The organism is Nocardioides marmotae (assembly GCF_013177455.1).
In the GTDB taxonomy this organism is placed as follows: Bacteria; Actinomycetota; Actinomycetes; order Propionibacteriales; family Nocardioidaceae; genus Nocardioides; species Nocardioides marmotae.
This window is the reverse complement of the sequence record NZ_CP053660.1, coordinates 4,184,741-4,200,011: the sequence shown is the minus strand read 5'-3', so window position 1 is coordinate 4,200,011 and position 15,271 is coordinate 4,184,741. Positions and strand designations below refer to the sequence as shown.

The following is a 15,271-nucleotide window of genomic DNA, read 5'->3' as shown; positions in this document are numbered from 1 at the left end:
GGGGTCTCATGTCGCACCGTGCGCTCACAGCCACGCTCGTCTCGTCCGTGCTCGCGTCGTTGACGGTGCTGGGGGTGACCACGCCCGCGCCGGCCGCGCCCGCCCCCGGGGAGACCGCCGCCGACCAGCAGCGGGTGGTGGTGCCGGCGCGAGCCGCCGACCCGGTCCTGCCCGACCGGTTCCAGGAGGAGGTCGTGCTCGGCGGCCTCGACCAGCCGACGGCTGTCGACTTCGGGCCGGCCGGCGAGATCTTCGTGGCCGACAAGGCCGGCGTCGTCCGGGTCTGGGAGTCCCCGGAGGCCCAGCCGGTGCAGGTCGTCGACCTCAGCACCGAGGTGCACAACCTCTACGACCGCGGCCTGCTCGGCCTCGCGGTCGACCCGGGCTTCCCCGAGCGGCCCTACCTCTACGTGCTCTACGCCTACGACCACGTCCTCGGCAGCGCCGAGCCGGCGCCGCGGTGGGGCGTCCCCGGGGTCTCCTACGACGACTGCCCCGACCCCGAGGACGGCGGGCCGGGCGCGGAGGACATGGGCTGCGTGGCCAGCGGCCGGCTCTCCCGGCTGACCCTCGCGAAGGTGCCGGGCGGGTGGCGCGCCTCGGGGGAGAAGCGGGTCATGCTCGAGGGCTGGTGCATGCAGTACCCCTCGCACGCGACCGGCTCGCTGCACGTCGGCCCCGACGGTCACCTGTGGGCCAGCGGCGGCGAGGGCGCGCACTACCTCGAGGTCGACCGCGGCCAGCTCGGCGCGCCGTACTGGCCCGGCGGCAACCCGTGCGGGGACCCCGCCCGCGAGGGCGGCTCGCTGCGCGCCCAGGACGTCCGCACCACCGGCGACCCCACGGGACTGTCCGGTGCGGTCGTCCGCATCGACCTGGAGACCGGCGAGGGCGTGCCCGGCAACCCGTTCGCGGGCCGGGCCGAGGAGAACGCGCGGCGGATCGTGGCCTACGGCATGCGCAACCCGTTCCGCTTTGCCTTCCGCCCCGGCACCGGCGGCACGGACCCGGAGGTCTACGTCGGCGACGTCGGCCAGGGCGGCTGGGAGGAGATCAACCGGCTGCGGCCCGGCGGTCCGGCGGAGAACTTCGGCTGGCCCTGCTTCGAGGGGCCCGACCGCAACGCCGGCTTCGACCCGCTCGACCTGCCGCTGTGCGAGTCGCTCTACCGCGACGGGAGCGCCGCGCAGCCGTTCTACGCCTATCCGCGCACCGGCGCGATCGCGGGCGAGTCCTGCCCGACGGGCTCGGCGTCGATCTCGGGGCTCCAGTTCGGCGCGAGCGCGACCTACCCGTCGGCGTACCGCGGGGCGCTGTTCTTCTCCGACTACTCCCGCCAGTGCATCTGGGTGATGGGCAAGCGGGCCGACGGCTCGCCGGACCCGCGCTCGGTGCGCCCGTTCCTCGAGGGCGCCGCCAGCCCGGTCGAGCTGCTCACCGGGCCGGAGGGCGACCTGTACTACCTCAGCCTCGGTGTGGACGCCCAGGGCTACCCCGCGGCCGGCGCGGGCTCCCTGCGCCGGGTCCGGTACGTCGCCGGGAACCGCCCCCCGGAGGCGCGGATCGAGTCGCGCACCCCCGTCTGGGGGCCCTCTCCGCTCGACGTGGTGCTCGACGCGTCGGTCTCCACCGACGCCGAGGACGACATCCTCGGCTACCGCTGGGACCTCGACGGCGACGGCGAGTTCGACGACGCGGACAGCCCGGAGGTCTACACGACGGTGACCGGCGCCGAGGACGTCACCGTCCGGGTCCGGGTGACCGACGGCAACGGCGGCGAGGACATCGGCGCGATCGTGCTGCACCCCGGCGACGCCGGCCCGCCGGTGCTCACCATCGCCTCGCCCGCGCGCGACCTGCGCTGGGCGGTCGGCGACCGGATCCCGCTGGCGGCGACCGCCACCGACCCCGACGGCACCGAGCCGACCGTGACCTGGTCGGTGGCGCTGGCGCACTGCCCCAACGACGTGTGCCACACCCACCCGCTGCAGACCGCGGTCCCCGGCGACACCCTGGTGCGCGCGCCCGACCACGAGCACCCGTCCTACCTGCTGGTCTCCGCGACCGCGACCGACGGCCGCGGGCTGAGCACGACCGAGTCCTTCCGCCTCGACCCGCGCACGGTGCGGCTGCGCTTCCGGACCAAGCCGGGCGGGCTGCCGCTCTCGATCGCCGGGGTGCGCCGCGCGAAGACCTGGACCGGCACCTTCATCGTCGGCTCGCGGGTGACGGTCACCGCGCCCAAGCGGCACCGCCGGGACCGGGCGAGGTTCGTGTTCAAGCGCTGGTCCGACGGCGGCCGCCGCACGCACACCTACGTCGCGCCGGCGCGGCCGGCGACGCTCACCGCGGTCTACCGCCGCCAGAAGAAGTAGGGATCAGCGGTAGCGGGCGGCGGCGGCCGCCGCCCGCGGGCCGTACCCGCCGCCGAACAGGCAGGCGTGCACCAGGAGCGGGAAGAGCTGGTGCAGCGCGAGCCGGTCCTCCCAGCCCTCGGTGAGCGGGGTGACCTCGGCGTAGGCCTCGATCATCTTGGGCAGGTGCGGGAGGCCGAAGAGGGAGAGCATCGCCAGGTCCATCTCGCGGTGCCCGCCGTACGCCGCCGGGTCGACCAGGTGCACGCCGTCGACGCCCCACACGACGTTGCCGTTCCACAGGTCGCCGTGCAGCCGCGCCGGCCCCTCCTCGGGCAGCAGCGCGGGCAGCTTCCCGACGACCGACTCGACGGTCGCGGCCTGCTCGTCGGTCATCGCGCCGCGGTCGCGGGCGAGCTTGAGGTAGGGCAGCACCCGGCGCACGGCGTAGAACTCCGCCCACGTCGGCGCGGGCCGGTTGGGCAGCGGCAGCCGGGCGATGTAGGTGTCGCGGTGCTCGCCGCCCGGCCCCGCGCCGTACGCCGCCGCGCCGGCCGCGTGGGTGGCGGCGAGCGCCCGGCCCAGGTCGGCGGCGGCGTCGGCGGTCTGCTTGCCCGGCTCGATCCACCGCATGACCAGGCACTCGCTGTCGACGCCGAGCACCTCGGGGACCCGGGCGCCCCCCTCGACCTCGCCGAGCCAGCGCAGCCCGCGGGCCTCGGCCTCGAAGAAGTCGGCGGGCGCGTGCGGCATCGTCTTCATCAGCGCCGTGGTGCCGTTGCTGAGCCGCAGCTTGGTCGCGGTGGCGGTGTCGCCGCCGGCGACGGGGGCCGTGGCCACCACGGCAGCGCCGAGGAGTCCCTCGGCGCGGCGGGCGACCAGCGGCTGGCGAGCCATGTCAGGGGCGTCCCAGCAGGCGCTGCAGGGCGACGACGACGGCGTCCGACGTCCGCTCGACCATCTCCAGCACCTCCTCGAAGCCCTCCGGGCCACCGTAGTACGGGTCGGGAACCTCGCTGCCGGGGGCGACGGGGTCGAAGGCGCGGAAGAGCATGACCCGCTCGCCGGGCCCGCCGATGTCGGCGAGGTTGGCGCGGTCCATCGCCAGGACGAGGTCGTGCTCGTCGAGCCACGACGGCGCGAACTGCTGCGCGCGGTGCCGCGTCGCGTCGTACCCCGCCTCGGTCAGCGTCGCCGCCGCCCGCTCGTCCATCGGCTTGCCGACGTGCCAGTCGCCGGTGCCGGAGCTGACCACGCGCACGACGTCCGCGAGCCCGGCCGCCTCGAGGCGCTGCTCGAGCACGACGTGGGCCATCGGCGAGCGGCAGATGTTGCCCAGGCAGACCAGGGCGATCGAGTAGCGGCCGGGGGTGCGCGGTGCCGGTGCGGCCGCGGTCATCGGCGCTCGTCCCCGACGAAGGCGTCGACGACCCAGGTCATCACGGTGATCACGATCGCGCCGCCGACCGCGGACCAGAAGCCGTCGACGCGGAAGCCGAGGTCGAGCTGGCGGGCCAGCCACCCGGTCAGCTCCAGCATCGCGGCATTGATGACCAGCAGGAACAGCCCGAGGGTGACGATGACGAAGGGCAGCGAGAGCAGGGTGATCACCGGCTTCACCACCGAGGTCACCACGCCGAGGATGAGCGCGACCAGCAGCAGCGTGGGCCACTTGTGCTCCAGCTCCGCGGTGCCGCTCGAGGGTCCGGTGAACCGCACGCCGTCGACGAGCCAGGCCGCCGTCGCCAGGGCGATCGCGTTGGTCAGGAGCCAGATGACGAAGCGCACCCCGTCATCCTTGCAGCCGTCCTCGCAGCCCCCTCCCGGGCGGCTCCGGCCCGGCTCAGTCCTCGAGGCCGAGCGCCTCGATGATCGCGACCTCGGCGTCGGCGAGGTGGCGGTCGAGGAAGGCGGAGGCGGCGGGCAGGTCGCCGGCCTCGAGCAGGTCGAGCAGGGCCCGGTGGGAGTCGGCCTGGTCGTGGGCGTTGCGGCGGATCCGGTCGACCTGGGCCAGCGCGAGCTTGAGCTCGGTGACCAGGTGCTCGGCCATCTGGACCAGCCGGGGGGAGCCGGTGAGCCCGACGAGGGAGACGTGGAAGGCGAGGTGGCGCTCGTTGAGCAGCTGGTACGACGCGCCCTCGGCGACCGCGGAGGTGTAGGCGACCAGCGTGGTGCGGACGCGGTCGCGCAGCTCCTCGGGTGCCTCGGCCCACCGTCGTACGCCGGCGCCCTCGAGCACCGCGCGGGCGCGGCAGACGTCGCGCACCGAGGCCGGGTCGGGGCTGGTGACCGAGACCCCGCGGTGCGGCTCGCGGGTCGCGAGCCCCTCGGCGACCAGCACGGTCAGCGCCTCGCGGACGGTCGGCCGGGAGACGCCGAGCGAGCCGGCCAGGGCGACCTCGCGCAGCGCGGTGCCGCTCTCCAGTTCGCCCTCGAAGACGGCGCGCCGCAGCTCCTGCGCCACCCGGTCGACGGTGGAGGAGTGGTCGAGGCTCAGCGTGCCGAACGGCTCGGACATGTCGCCATCCTCCCTCACGCGCGGGGGCTTGTGGTTCGCGCCGCCGTGCCCCACACTCGCGCTTGTCAGATTGTCTGACAATCGCGGGCACCGCTTCGCGAGCCGAACCGGGGGGTGCTCGTGGAGCAGCTGCAGTGGGGTCGTCACTACGTCGCGGTAGAGCCGACGCACTTCCGCGTCGACTACGCGATCAACCCGTTCATGGACCCCGCGGTCCAGCCCGACCCCGAGCGCTCCGCCGCGCAGTGGGCCGGGATGGTCGGCACCCTCGAGCGGCTCGGCGCCCGCGTCGACGTGCTGGCGCAGCGGCCGGACGCGCCGGACATGGTCTACGCGATGAACCTCGGCCTCGGCCTGGTCCGCCCCGACGGCTCGCGCCACGTCGTCATGTCGCACATGCGCCACGCCGAGCGGCGGATGGAGGGGCTCACGGCCCAGCCGTGGTTCGCGGCCTCCGGCGCCACGACGTCGTACGTCGGTCGCGACGGCGTGGGCGCGCACCTCGAGGCGGGCGACGCGTTCGCCTACCGCGGCGACCTGGTCGTCGGCTACGGACCGCGCACCGAGGAGCTCGCGCTCAAGCACCTGGCCACCGACCTCGGCGTGCGGGTGCGCGGCCTGCGGATCACCCACCCGGGGATGTACCACCTCGACCTGGCGTTCTGCCCGCTCGACGAGCGCCGGGCGATGGTGTGCCCGGCCGCGCTGGACGACGCCTCGGCGGCGGCGCTGCTCGACCTGGTGCCCGAGCCGCTGGTGCTGACCGAGGAGGAGGCGCTGAGCACGTTCTGCGCCAACTCCGTCGTCGTCGGCCGCACGGTCCTCATGCCGGCCTGCCCGCCGCGGGTGCGCGCGCAGCTGGAGGCGTGGGGCTTCGCCGTGGTGCTCGCCGACGTCTCGGAGTTCCACAAGGGCGGCGGCTCGATCCGCTGCCTGACCAACCCCGTCGACGTCGCGCTGGGCCGCGACCTGGCGGTCGTCCCCGGGGGCGAGGTGCTCCTGCCGGACTGACCTGCCGGACTGATCTGCCGGACTGATCTGCCGGACTGATCTGCCGGGCTAGCGGCAGCCGGGCGTCGCGCAGCTGGTGGTGGTCAGCTCGGCCTGCGGGGCATGGCCGACGGCCAGCACGGCGAGGCTGGTAAGCAGCAGGCCGAGGCCGAGGTCGCGAGCGAGGGACACCGCTGGATCCTAGGGGCGGCGCGGCCGCGCCGGAGGGGTTTCGCCGAGGAGCATCGGGGTCATCCTGGAGCGGGACCCGTCGTCGACCACCGGAGTGCTCCGTGACCACGCCAGCCGACCCGACCGACCCGACCGCCCCCCGGGGCGACAAGCCGATCCCGCCGGTGCTCTACCTGCCGGTCCGCCCCGGCTCGACCGAGGAGGCCCCCGAGGTCGAGATGCGCCGCCTCGCCGACGGGCGGGTGGCCCTCATGGTCTACACCGCCCTGGACCGGCTGGTCGGCTGCTGCGGCCCGCACCAGCCGTGGGTGCTCTACCGCACCGACCAGCTCGGCGAGCTCGACCGGGCCTCGCCCTACGACGTCGTCGCCCTCGACCAGCCGCTCCCGCGGGAGCTGTGGCACCAGGCGACCCAGGGGGCGGGGCAGTCATGACCAACATCCAGATCACCGATGCCGACGCCCGGGCCATCGCCGCGCTGCACGAGTCGGGCGCGGAGGGCATCGAGGGCACCGCGGAATCCGTCCCGGACAAGGTCGACGGCGGGGAGGCCGCGGCCGTGCTCGGCAAGATCCTGGCCAAGCTGGTCACCGACGCCGACGACCTCGCGATCGCCAACCGCGCCACCGCCGGGGTGATGCGGTCGGTCGCGAACGACTACTACGACACCGACGCCGAGGTCGGGTCGGCCTTCGCCGACCTGGTCGCCGACGTCGACCCGGGGGGTGCGCACCCGTGATCGACACGACGGTCGACGGCAGCGAGTCCTCGGTCCGGTCGGCGGCGACGTACCTCGGCGACACGCTGAAGACGCAGGTCGTCGATGCCGGCGACGACGCGCAGTCGGCGCGGTCGCGGGCCCTGTCGTCGTGGGACGGCGACGCCTCGACGTCCTTCCGAGCCTTCGCCCGCCAGCTCGTCGAGGCCGCCGACGAGCAGGAGGAGCACCTGCGGGAGGCTCGGCAGAAGTTCGATGCGTACGCCGGCCGGCTCGGGCGCATCAAGGACCGGATGCGCGAGCGGCGCCAGGAGGCCCGCGGGGCCGGCCTGGTCGTGAACGGCATGGTCATCGAGACGCCCGCGGACGCGGTCGGCCCTGGCCCCCTCGGGGCGGATGCGACGCCGCGGCAGGCCGACGCCCACGCCGAGGCGACCGCGGCGTACGAGGCCCAGAAGGCCAAGATCGAGACGTACAACCGACTCCTCGGCGAGGTGCAGGACGACCACGAGGCCCACACCGACTGGATCCGCGACAACCTCAGTACGTTCTGGTCGACCGTGCACGGACCGAGCCTGGCGACCACCGCCGCCGACGTCCTCGCGGGCATGCCCGCAGCGCTCACCGGACTCGGGATCGACCTGCACGAACGGAGCCTGCGCGAGAACGCCGCCGCGGCCCGCGAGGAGAGCAAGCGGCTGCGCCAGGAGGCCGAGGAGGCCCGGGACGCGCGTCGCTCGGGCAACCCGGCCCGGCGCGCTGCGGGCGAGGGCGTCGACATCGCGGACAACCGCGGCACGGCGCGTGCCCTGGACGCCCTGGCCGAGGGCACCGAGCGGATCGCCCGCCGGCTGCCCCTGATCGGGGGACTGGTGACGGTCGCGGTCGCCGGCGGCGAGATCGCGGGCGGCGAATCACCGTCCTCGGTCATCGTCGGTGAGGCGGGCGGCATCGTCGGCGGCGTCCTGGGCGGCGCGGCGGTGGTGGGCGGTGCGGCCCTGCTCGGCGTCGGCGCCCCGGTCATCGCGGTGGCCGCCGGCGCGGCCGTCGTCGGCGTGGGCGCGGGGATGGCCGCTCAGTACGCCTATGAGAACTGGGTGCCCGACGAGGTCCGCGACAAGATCGACGACGGCCTGCGCGACTTCGGCAACGGGGTGGCCGACGTCGCGGGGGACGTCGGGGACGCGCTGACCTTCTGGGACTGAGAGGGTCGAGACGTGGACCAGCAGACGACCCAGCCAGCCCGCCGGCGCGTGGTGCGCCTCCCCGCCGGCCTTCCCGGACCGCGGGTGCCGTGGGGGCGCGCGGTCGGCACGCACCTGCTCATCGCCGTGGCCGTCGTGCTCGCCGGGGCGGGGGTCTGGACGGCGGCGCCCACCGGCGCCTGGGGCGCGGCCGTGGCGCTCGAGGCCACGGCGCTGCTGCTCGGCGGCTGGGCGCTCGTGCTGCTCGGCTCGACGCTGACCCGGTCGGGTCGGCTGCTCGTCGAGGAGTCCCCCGGCCGGCTCGGCCTGCCCGGCTCGCGGCCGCTCGGAGGCCTCCTCCTCGGGCTCCTGGTCCTCAGCCTGCTGCTGCCGGTGACGCTGCTGGGCGCCCGGATCCTGGGCGAGCCCGTGGGCAGCTCCACCTTCGCGCTGGTGCTGGCCGTGCTGCTGCTCCCGCTCGGCCTGCCGGTGCTGGTCCGGGTGCTCGCCGGGCGCATCCACCTGCCCGCCCTGGTGCTCGACGAGGCGGGGGTGACCTGGCGGGGCTGGAGCAGCGAGACGCGGCTGCCGTGGGCCGACCTGGCGCGGGTCGACCTGGTGGCCGACCCGGGCCGCCGGCTCGTCCTCCGGGCCTCCGCCGAGGAGGTCTCGGTGCCCGTCGGCTTCCTCGCCTCCGACGCCGCGCTCCTCGCCGCGCTGGTCGAGGCGTGCCGCACCGACCGGGGGCGCCGGGCCGCCCTCGGCACCGACGCGGCGCTGCACGGTCTCGGAGCCGGCGGCTAGCCTCCGGGGCGTGTTCCCGGTCGGTGGCGTGGGCGTGATGCTGCTGGGCATCGTCGCGTCCGCGGCCGTGTGCCTGCTGCTCCACCTGGCGCTGCGCCGCCGGCTCGGTGGGTTCCGCGCCGGCTCGATCGCGGCGTTCGTCTGGTCGCTGACGGTGATCGGCTTCATCACGCTCATCCCGGCCAACGGCGCGCCCGGCATCGTCCCCGCCGAGGGCCGGCTGGACTCGTGCTCGTGGGACCTCGGCGGGCCGGCGCCGGAGGGGTTCTGGATCTTCTCCGGCGGCCAGCGGCTGCTCAACACCGTGGTGTTCGTGCCCTCCGGGGCGCTGTTCGTGCTCGCGGCCGCCCGGAGCGCGCGCGGCGCCTTCGTGGTCGCGCCGTTCGGGCTGGCGTTCCTGGCGGCGTGCTCGGTCGGCATCGAGCTCACCCAGCTCGTCCTCGCCCGCCTCGACCGCGCCTGCGACGTCACCGACGTCGTCGACAACGTCCTCGGCGCCGCGATCGGCGTCGGGATCGGCCTGGTCCTCGCGCTGGTGCTGCGGCCCTGGCGCTGGCGCTAGCGGGACCTGGGGGCTCGCGTCACTGCTCGAGGAGCCGTCGCTTCTCTGCGGGGTCCAGCTCCTGCCACGCGGCGTGGGCGTCCGACATGCCGGCGAACGCCAGCGCCTGGAAGCCCGGGTCGCTGACCAGTTCCTGCACGCTGGAACGACCGTCGACGACCCGCTCCACGGCTGCGGCGAGACGTCGCACTGCGGCCTCGTCGCCGATGGCCGACCAGTAGGGCCACGCCGGGTCGCGCCGAGCGAGAAGGTCACGCAAGCCACCGAGCCGGGAGCGGATGAGCTCGGCACCCTCGTCGTCGAGGGGGCGCTGCGCGGTCACGAGCCCTCCAGGCTGGAACGGCCCAGGGTGAACTGGTCCCAGGCGTCGATGTACGCGCGGGACTCCGGTCCCAACACGCCGGCAAGCAGGTCCGGCGCCAGACGGTCCGCCGACACGGCCCCGGCGACGGACTCGAGGAAACCGGTGGCCACGGCGGTGCTCATCGACTCCGACCCGTGGGCCAGGTGGTGCTCGACCGTTCCGAAGACGCGGCTCGCGACGTCGGGAGACATGCGGGGCAGGCACGTCGCCACCGCGCGGCCGACAAGGCCCAGCCACAGCACCGGGATCTCCAGGTCTGGTGCGGTGTCCTCGCCCTGCGCCCGCAGCGCGTCCCCGACCTCGGGTGCCGCTTCCAGGACGGCGTCGATGAAGGCCTGGTACTCGTCGCTCATGTCGTCACCGTCCTGCGAGCGCGTCGCGCATGTCGCGGATGACGTTCTCCGCGGCGGCCCGGTCACCGGTCGACGTCCCTGATCGCGTCCCGCATTGCCGCGTGGGCCATGGTGATCGACATCGGCCGCTCCTCGGATCCGGTCTGATCGTTGTCCCGATGACGGGCGTGGGGATCCTCGCCGCGTCCGGCCGCGCGCGCTCAAACCTGCGCCTAGCCTGTGCGGCGTGAGCAGCCCGCAGCCCCGCCCGAACGTCGCCGACATCCCGCCGTACGTCGCCGGGAAGCCGCCGGCGGTCCGGCCGGGGATGGTCTCCTACAAGCTCTCCAGCAACGAGAACCCCTACCCGCCGCTGCCCGGCGTCGTCGAGGCCGTGCAGCAGGCCGTGGGGCAGATGAACCGCTACCCCGACATGGGGTCGACCGCGCTCTACGCCAAGCTCGCCGAGACCTTCGAGGTGCCGGCCGACCACCTCTCGGTGGCGACCGGGTCGGTGGGGCTGATCTACCAGCTCGTCCAGGCCTTCTGCGACCCCGGGGACGAGGTCGTCTTCGCGTGGCGCTCCTTCGAGGCCTACCCGATCGCGGTCACCGCGGCGGCCGCGACCTCGGTGCGGGTCCCGCTGCTCCCCGACGGCCGGCACGACCTCGACGCCATGGCCGCGGCGGTCACCGACCGCACCAAGGTGGTGCTGGTCTGCACGCCGAACAACCCGACCGGGCCGGCGATCACGCAGGCCGAGCTGGACGCGTTCCTCGCCCAGGTGCCCGGCCACGTGCTGGTCGTCGTCGACGAGGCCTACCTGGAGTTCGTGCGCACCGACGACCCGGTCGACGGGATCGCGACGTACCGCCGCCACGACAACGTCGTCCTCACCCGCACCTTCTCCAAGGCCTACGGCCTCGCGGGCTTCCGCGTGGGGTACGCCGTCGCGCCGGCCCCGATCGCGGCGGCGCTGCGGGCGGTCTCCCTGCCGTTCGGCGTCTCGACGGTCGCCCAGGTCGCGGCGATCGCGAGCCTGGAGCGACGCGCCGAGCTGCTCGAGCGGGTCGAGGCGCTCGTCGCGGAGCGGACCCGCGTCGTCGAGGGCCTGCGCGAGCGCGGCTGGGACGTGCCCGACGCGCAGGGCAACTTCGTCTGGTTCGGGCTGGGGGAGCGCACGGCCGACTTCGCGCTGGCCGCCGACGAGCTCGGCATCGTGGTCCGGCCCTTCGCCGGGGAGGGCGCGCGGGTCTCGATCGGCGAGCCGGAGGCCAACGACCGGCTGCTCGACCTGGCCACGAGGTTCCCGCGGTGAGCCGGTCCGGCCGGTCCCGGAGAGGCGTGCGACACGCCGAGGCCCGATCCGGGGCACCTGGTGAGACCATGGGGCCCGCTGCCCGCACGACCCGCGACCCGAACGGAACCACCACGTGAGCCACCCGCACCCCGAGCTCCAGAAGCCGCCCCGCCTCCCCCGCAACGGCCTCCGCGTCGTCGGACTCGGTGGACTCGGCGAGATCGGCCGCAACATGACCGTCTTCGAGCACCGCGGGAAGCTGCTGGTCGTCGACTGCGGCGTGTTGTTCCCCGAGGAGCACCAGCCGGGCATCGACGTCATCCTCCCGGACTTCAGCTGGATCCGGGACCGCCTCGACTCCGTGGTCGGCCTGGTGCTCACCCACGGCCACGAGGACCACATCGGCGGCGTGCCGTACCTCCTGCGCGAGCGGGCCGACATCCCGGTCATCGGGTCGCGGCTGACGCTGGCGCTGATCCGGGAGAAGCTCAAGGAGCACCGGATCACCCCGGTCCTGCACGAGGTCGCCGAGGGCGACCGCAAGGAGTACGACGGCTTCGACCTGGAGTTCCTCGCGGTCAACCACTCCATCCCTGACGGGCTCGCGGTCGCCATCCGCACCGCGGCCGGCACGGTGCTGCACACCGGCGACTTCAAGATGGACCAGTTCCCGCTGGACCGCCGGATCACCGACCTGCGCGGCTTCGCCCGGCTCGGCGAGGAGGGGGTCGACCTCTTCCTCACCGACTCCACCAACGCCGAGGTCCCGGGCTTCACGATGTCCGAGCGCGACCTCGCGCCGGCGATCGAGCAGGTCTTCCGCACCGCCCCGCGCCGGATCATCGTCTCCAGCTTCGCCAGCCACGTGCACCGCATCCAGCAGGTCCTCGACACCGCCCACGCGCACGGCCGCAAGGTGGCCTTCGTGGGCCGCTCGATGGTCCGCAACATGGGTGTCGCGCAGGACCTGGGCTACCTCAAGGTCCCGCAGGGCCTGATCGTGCCGCTGGACCAGCTCGAGCGGCTCCCGGCCAACAAGGCGACGCTGGTGTGCACCGGCTCCCAGGGCGAGCCGATGGCCGCGCTGGCCCGGATGGCCAACCGCGACCACAAGATCCGCGTCGGCGAGGGCGACACGATCCTCATGGCCAGCTCCGCGGTCCCCGGCAACGAGAACGCCATCTCCGGGCTGATCAACAACCTCAGCCGCTGGGGCGCGCAGGTCGTGCACAAGGGCAACGCCAAGGTGCACGTCTCGGGCCACGCCAGCGCCGGCGAGCTCGTCTACTGCTACAACATCGTCAAGCCGCGCAACGTGATGCCGGTGCACGGCGAGTGGCGCCACCTCAAGGCCAACGCCGACCTCGCGATCGCCACCGGCGTGCCCGCGGACCACGTGGTCATCGCCGAGGACGGCGTCGTCGTCGACCTCGTCGAGGGCCAGGCCAGCATCGTCGGCAAGGTCCGCTCCGGCAACGTGTACGTCGACGCCCAGACCGTCGGCGGCGCCACCGAGGCCACCCTCAAGGACCGCCGCACGCTGGCCGAGGAGGGCGTGGTCACCGTCCTGGCGATCGTCGACGCCGACACCGGCAAGCTGGCCGACCCGCCGGACTTCCTCGTCCGCGGCTTCGTGCACGAGCCGAACGCCTTCGACCCGGCCGTCCAGGTCATCGAGAAGACGCTCGCCCGCGCGGCCTCCGAGGGGATCGGCGACCCCCAGCAGCTCGAGCAGCTGCTGAGCCGCGAGATCGGGCGCTGGGCGCACCGCGCGTTCCGCCGCAGCCCGCTGATCATCCCGCTGGTCATCGACGCCTGAGCGCGCGCGGGCCGGGGCAGGTCGCCCCGGCCCCGCGCGGCGCCGGGTGGTTGAGTCTTCACCTACGCTGGGGGGATGGCTCCCCAGGCGACGGACAGCGACAAGCCGACGTACACCGAGAAGGGCAAGGCCTTCGACCGGGACATGTCCTACATCCCGGACCGGATCACCCGGGTCGTCGACGGCGCCCCGCGCCGCCCCGAGCACGGGCCGGTCGAGGGTGAGCTGTGGCCGGTCGAGCCGGGCCGCTACCGCCTGGTCGCGGCCAAGGCCTGCCCGTGGGCGAACCGCGCGATCATCGTGCGCCGGCTGCTCGGCCTCGAGGACGTCATCTCCCTCGGGATGCCCGGGCCCACCCACGACAAGCGCAGCTGGACCTTCGACCTCGACCCCGACGGCAAGGACCCGGTGCTCGGGATCGAGCGGCTGCAGGACGCCTACGTCGCGCGCTACCCGGACTACCCCAAGGGGATCACCGTGCCGGCGATCGTCGAGGTCGCCTCCGGCAAGGTCGTCACGAACGACTTCCCGTGGATCACCCACGACCTGTCCTTCGAGTGGCGCGACCACCACCGTCCCGGCGCCCCGGACCTGTGGCCCGACGAGGTCCGCGAAGAGATGGAGGCGGTGATGAAGCGGATCTTCACCGAGGTCAACAACGGCGTCTACCGCTGCGGCTTCGCCGGCTCCCAGGAGGCCTACGACGACGCCTACGACCGGCTCGGGACCGCGATGGACTGGCTCGAGGAGCGCCTCGCCGACCGCCGCTTCCTCATGGGCGAGGTCGTCACCGAGGCCGACATCCGGCTGTTCACCACCCTGGTGCGCTTCGACGCGGTCTACCACGGCCACTTCAAGTGCAACCGGAACAAGCTGAGCGAGATGCCGGTGCTGTGGGCCTACGCCCGCGACCTGTTCCAGATGCCCGGCTTCGGCGAGACCATCGACTTCGACCAGATCAAGGCGCACTACTACGTCGTCCACACCGACATCAACCCCACCGGCATCGTGCCGAAGGGGCCCGACCCGGACGTCTGGCTGACCCCGCACGGTCGCGAGGCGCTCGGCGGGGAGCCGATCCGCCCCTGGTGACGGGCCGCCCCCAGGCAGGATGGGGGGCGTGGGACACGGACACGGGCACGGCCACGGGCACGGGCACGCCGCCGGCCGCGCGGAGGACCGGCGGCGGCTGAAGGTCGTCCTCGCGATCACCGCGACCGTGCTGGTCGTCGAGCTGGTCGGCGCCTGGCTGACCGGGTCCCTGGCGCTGCTGGCCGACGCCGGGCACATGGCCACCGACGCGGCGGCGGTGGTGCTCGCGCTCGCGGCGTCGTACGTCGCCTCCCGCGGCGGCGGCCCGCGCTCGACGTTCGGCCTGCACCGCGCGGAGATCCTCGCGGCCCTGGTCAACGCGCTGGTGCTGCTCGGCGTGTGCGTCTACCTGGCCTACGCCGGCGTCGCCCGGCTGCTCGACGGCGGCGACTCCCACCTCGAGGCCGGCCCGATGATCGGCTTCGCCGCCGTCGGCCTGGTCGCGAACCTCGTCGCCGTGGTGGTCCTGCGCGGCTCGACGAGCGGCTCGCTCAACATGCGCGGGGCGACCAACGAGGTGCTCGCCGACACCCTCGGGTCGGTGCTGGCGCTCGCCGCGGGCGTGGTCGCGTGGACGACCGGCTTCGACCGGGCCGACCCGATCGCCTCGCTGCTCATCGCCGTGCTCATCGCGCCGCGGTCGTGGGTGCTGCTGCGCGACAGCGTGGCGGTGCTCCTGGAGCTCGCCCCGGCCGGGCTCGACCTCGACGACGTGCGCCACCACCTCTCCCACGTGTCCGGGGTCGTCGACGTGCACGACCTGCACGCCTGGACGATCACCAGCGGCATCGCCAGCCTCTCGGCCCACGTGACCGTCACCGACGAGGCGCTGGCCGCCCGCGGCGTCGGGCCGGTGCTCGACGACCTCGGGGCCTGCCTGGCCGAGCACTTCGGGGTGCGGCACGCGACGTTCCAGGTCGAGCCGGTCTCCCACGGCGCGCACGAGGACCTCGGCGAGGTCCACTGACCACGGCCGGCGCAGCAGCCGGCCTCACCCGGACGGGCGCGTCTGGGACGCGGCCCGCCGGGTCATCGGGTGGCC

18 protein-coding genes are annotated in these 15,271 nt (G+C 74.3%); 11 read left to right on the top strand and 7 right to left on the bottom strand.

The genetic code is table 11. From position 1 onward, the window contains the following. Positions 1-74: 74 nt before the first annotated feature. Positions 75-2,375, top strand: a complete 2,301-nt coding sequence (locus HPC71_RS19950; RefSeq protein WP_171897100.1) for a PQQ-dependent sugar dehydrogenase — start codon at positions 75-77, stop codon at positions 2,373-2,375. Positions 2,376-2,378: 3 nt separating this feature from the next. Here HPC71_RS19950 and HPC71_RS19945 read toward each other — a convergent pair whose 3' ends face one another. The 4 genes from HPC71_RS19945 to HPC71_RS19930 are packed head-to-tail and all read right to left on the bottom strand — an operon-like array spanning position 2,379 to position 4,872. Continuing rightward, positions 2,379-3,251 carry a fructosamine kinase family protein gene (locus HPC71_RS19945; RefSeq protein WP_154612489.1) on the bottom strand — a complete coding sequence of 291 codons (873 nt, stop codon included), beginning with the start codon at positions 3,249-3,251 and terminating at the stop codon, positions 2,379-2,381. A 1-nt stretch (position 3,252) separates the two neighbouring features. Next, positions 3,253-3,753 carry a low molecular weight protein-tyrosine-phosphatase gene (locus HPC71_RS19940; RefSeq protein ID WP_154616573.1) on the bottom strand — a complete coding sequence of 167 codons (501 nt, stop codon included), beginning with the start codon at positions 3,751-3,753 and terminating at the stop codon, positions 3,253-3,255. Further along, entirely contained in the window at positions 3,750-4,142 is a 393-nt protein-coding gene (locus HPC71_RS19935; protein WP_171897099.1) for a phage holin family protein, read from the bottom strand. Before HPC71_RS19935 ends, HPC71_RS19940 begins: the two co-directional genes overlap by 4 nt. Before the next feature lie 55 nt (positions 4,143-4,197). Then, positions 4,198-4,872: a GntR family transcriptional regulator gene (locus tag HPC71_RS19930; protein WP_154612491.1), complete on the bottom strand. Its 675-nt coding sequence runs from the start codon at positions 4,870-4,872 to the stop codon at positions 4,198-4,200. Between the two features lie 120 nt (positions 4,873-4,992). Here HPC71_RS19930 and HPC71_RS19925 point away from each other — a divergent pair, with 120 nt between their 5' ends. Then, positions 4,993-5,883, top strand: a complete 891-nt coding sequence (locus tag HPC71_RS19925) for a dimethylarginine dimethylaminohydrolase family protein (RefSeq protein WP_253943813.1) — start codon at positions 4,993-4,995, stop codon at positions 5,881-5,883. Positions 5,884-5,931: 48 nt separating this feature from the next. Here the strand turns inward: HPC71_RS19925 and HPC71_RS21205 are convergent, their stop codons facing one another. Beyond that, positions 5,932-6,054: a hypothetical protein gene (locus HPC71_RS21205; protein WP_257866244.1), complete on the bottom strand. Its 123-nt coding sequence runs from the start codon at positions 6,052-6,054 to the stop codon at positions 5,932-5,934. A 101-nt stretch (positions 6,055-6,155) separates the two neighbouring features. Between HPC71_RS21205 and HPC71_RS19920 the strand changes: the two genes are divergently transcribed. Genes HPC71_RS19920 through HPC71_RS19900 form a run of 5 tightly spaced genes read left to right on the top strand, consistent with a single transcriptional unit; the run spans position 6,156 to position 9,322 of the window. Continuing rightward, entirely contained in the window at positions 6,156-6,488 is a 333-nt protein-coding gene (locus HPC71_RS19920) for an SAV_915 family protein (RefSeq protein ID WP_216656485.1), read from the top strand. Continuing rightward, positions 6,485-6,793, top strand: a complete 309-nt coding sequence (locus tag HPC71_RS19915) for a hypothetical protein (protein ID WP_154612492.1) — start codon at positions 6,485-6,487, stop codon at positions 6,791-6,793. Before HPC71_RS19920 ends, HPC71_RS19915 begins: the two co-directional genes overlap by 4 nt. After that, on the top strand, positions 6,790-7,977 hold the full coding sequence (locus tag HPC71_RS19910) for a hypothetical protein (protein ID WP_154612493.1): 1,188 nt from the start codon (positions 6,790-6,792) through the stop codon (positions 7,975-7,977). Before HPC71_RS19915 ends, HPC71_RS19910 begins: the two co-directional genes overlap by 4 nt. Positions 7,978-7,989: 12 nt before the next feature. Further along, a complete protein-coding gene (locus HPC71_RS19905) occupies positions 7,990-8,760 on the top strand; it encodes a PH domain-containing protein (protein ID WP_154612494.1) in 771 nt (256 codons plus the stop codon). Positions 8,761-8,770: 10 nt separating this feature from the next. Further along, the gene (locus tag HPC71_RS19900) at positions 8,771-9,322 is read left to right on the top strand and encodes a VanZ family protein (protein ID WP_154612495.1); all 552 of its coding nucleotides are present in this window, start codon (positions 8,771-8,773) and stop codon (positions 9,320-9,322) included. A gap of 19 nt (positions 9,323-9,341) precedes the next feature. Here HPC71_RS19900 and HPC71_RS19895 read toward each other — a convergent pair whose 3' ends face one another. Together HPC71_RS19895 and HPC71_RS19890 are read right to left on the bottom strand one after the other, a co-directional pair. After that, positions 9,342-9,644 carry a hypothetical protein gene (locus tag HPC71_RS19895; RefSeq protein WP_154612496.1) on the bottom strand — a complete coding sequence of 101 codons (303 nt, stop codon included), beginning with the start codon at positions 9,642-9,644 and terminating at the stop codon, positions 9,342-9,344. Continuing rightward, positions 9,641-10,039, bottom strand: a complete 399-nt coding sequence (locus HPC71_RS19890) for a DUF7674 family protein (RefSeq protein ID WP_154616574.1) — start codon at positions 10,037-10,039, stop codon at positions 9,641-9,643. Before HPC71_RS19890 ends, HPC71_RS19895 begins: the two co-directional genes overlap by 4 nt. 226 nt (positions 10,040-10,265) lie before the next feature. Here HPC71_RS19890 and hisC point away from each other — a divergent pair, with 226 nt between their 5' ends. The 4 genes from hisC (at position 10,266) to HPC71_RS19870 (ending at position 15,196) form a co-directional block, all read left to right on the top strand. Continuing rightward, positions 10,266-11,336, top strand: coding sequence for a histidinol-phosphate transaminase (gene hisC, locus HPC71_RS19885; protein WP_171897098.1), 1,071 nt, complete (start codon positions 10,266-10,268; stop codon positions 11,334-11,336). A 115-nt stretch (positions 11,337-11,451) separates the two neighbouring features. Next, positions 11,452-13,137 carry a ribonuclease J gene (locus tag HPC71_RS19880; protein WP_171897097.1) on the top strand — a complete coding sequence of 562 codons (1,686 nt, stop codon included), beginning with the start codon at positions 11,452-11,454 and terminating at the stop codon, positions 13,135-13,137. Between the two features lie 75 nt (positions 13,138-13,212). Next, positions 13,213-14,229: a glutathione S-transferase family protein gene (locus tag HPC71_RS19875; RefSeq protein WP_154616575.1), complete on the top strand. Its 1,017-nt coding sequence runs from the start codon at positions 13,213-13,215 to the stop codon at positions 14,227-14,229. Between the two features lie 28 nt (positions 14,230-14,257). Next, entirely contained in the window at positions 14,258-15,196 is a 939-nt protein-coding gene (locus tag HPC71_RS19870) for a cation diffusion facilitator family transporter (RefSeq protein ID WP_253943812.1), read from the top strand. The last annotated feature ends 75 nt before the right edge of the window (positions 15,197-15,271 follow it).

Coding starts and splice junctions, on each gene's coding strand:
- HPC71_RS19930 (WP_154612491.1), bottom strand. CDS start 4,872: ATGTCCGAGCCGTTCGGCACGCTGAGCCTCGACCACTCCTCCACCGTC.
- HPC71_RS19940 (WP_154616573.1), bottom strand. CDS start 3,753: ATGACCGCGGCCGCACCGGCACCGCGCACCCCCGGCCGCTACTCGATC.
- HPC71_RS19890 (WP_154616574.1), bottom strand. CDS start 10,039: ATGAGCGACGAGTACCAGGCCTTCATCGACGCCGTCCTGGAAGCGGCA.
- HPC71_RS19945 (WP_154612489.1), bottom strand. CDS start 3,251: ATGGCTCGCCAGCCGCTGGTCGCCCGCCGCGCCGAGGGACTCCTCGGC.
- HPC71_RS19915 (WP_154612492.1), top strand. CDS start 6,485: ATGACCAACATCCAGATCACCGATGCCGACGCCCGGGCCATCGCCGCG.
- HPC71_RS19875 (WP_154616575.1), top strand. CDS start 13,213: ATGGCTCCCCAGGCGACGGACAGCGACAAGCCGACGTACACCGAGAAG.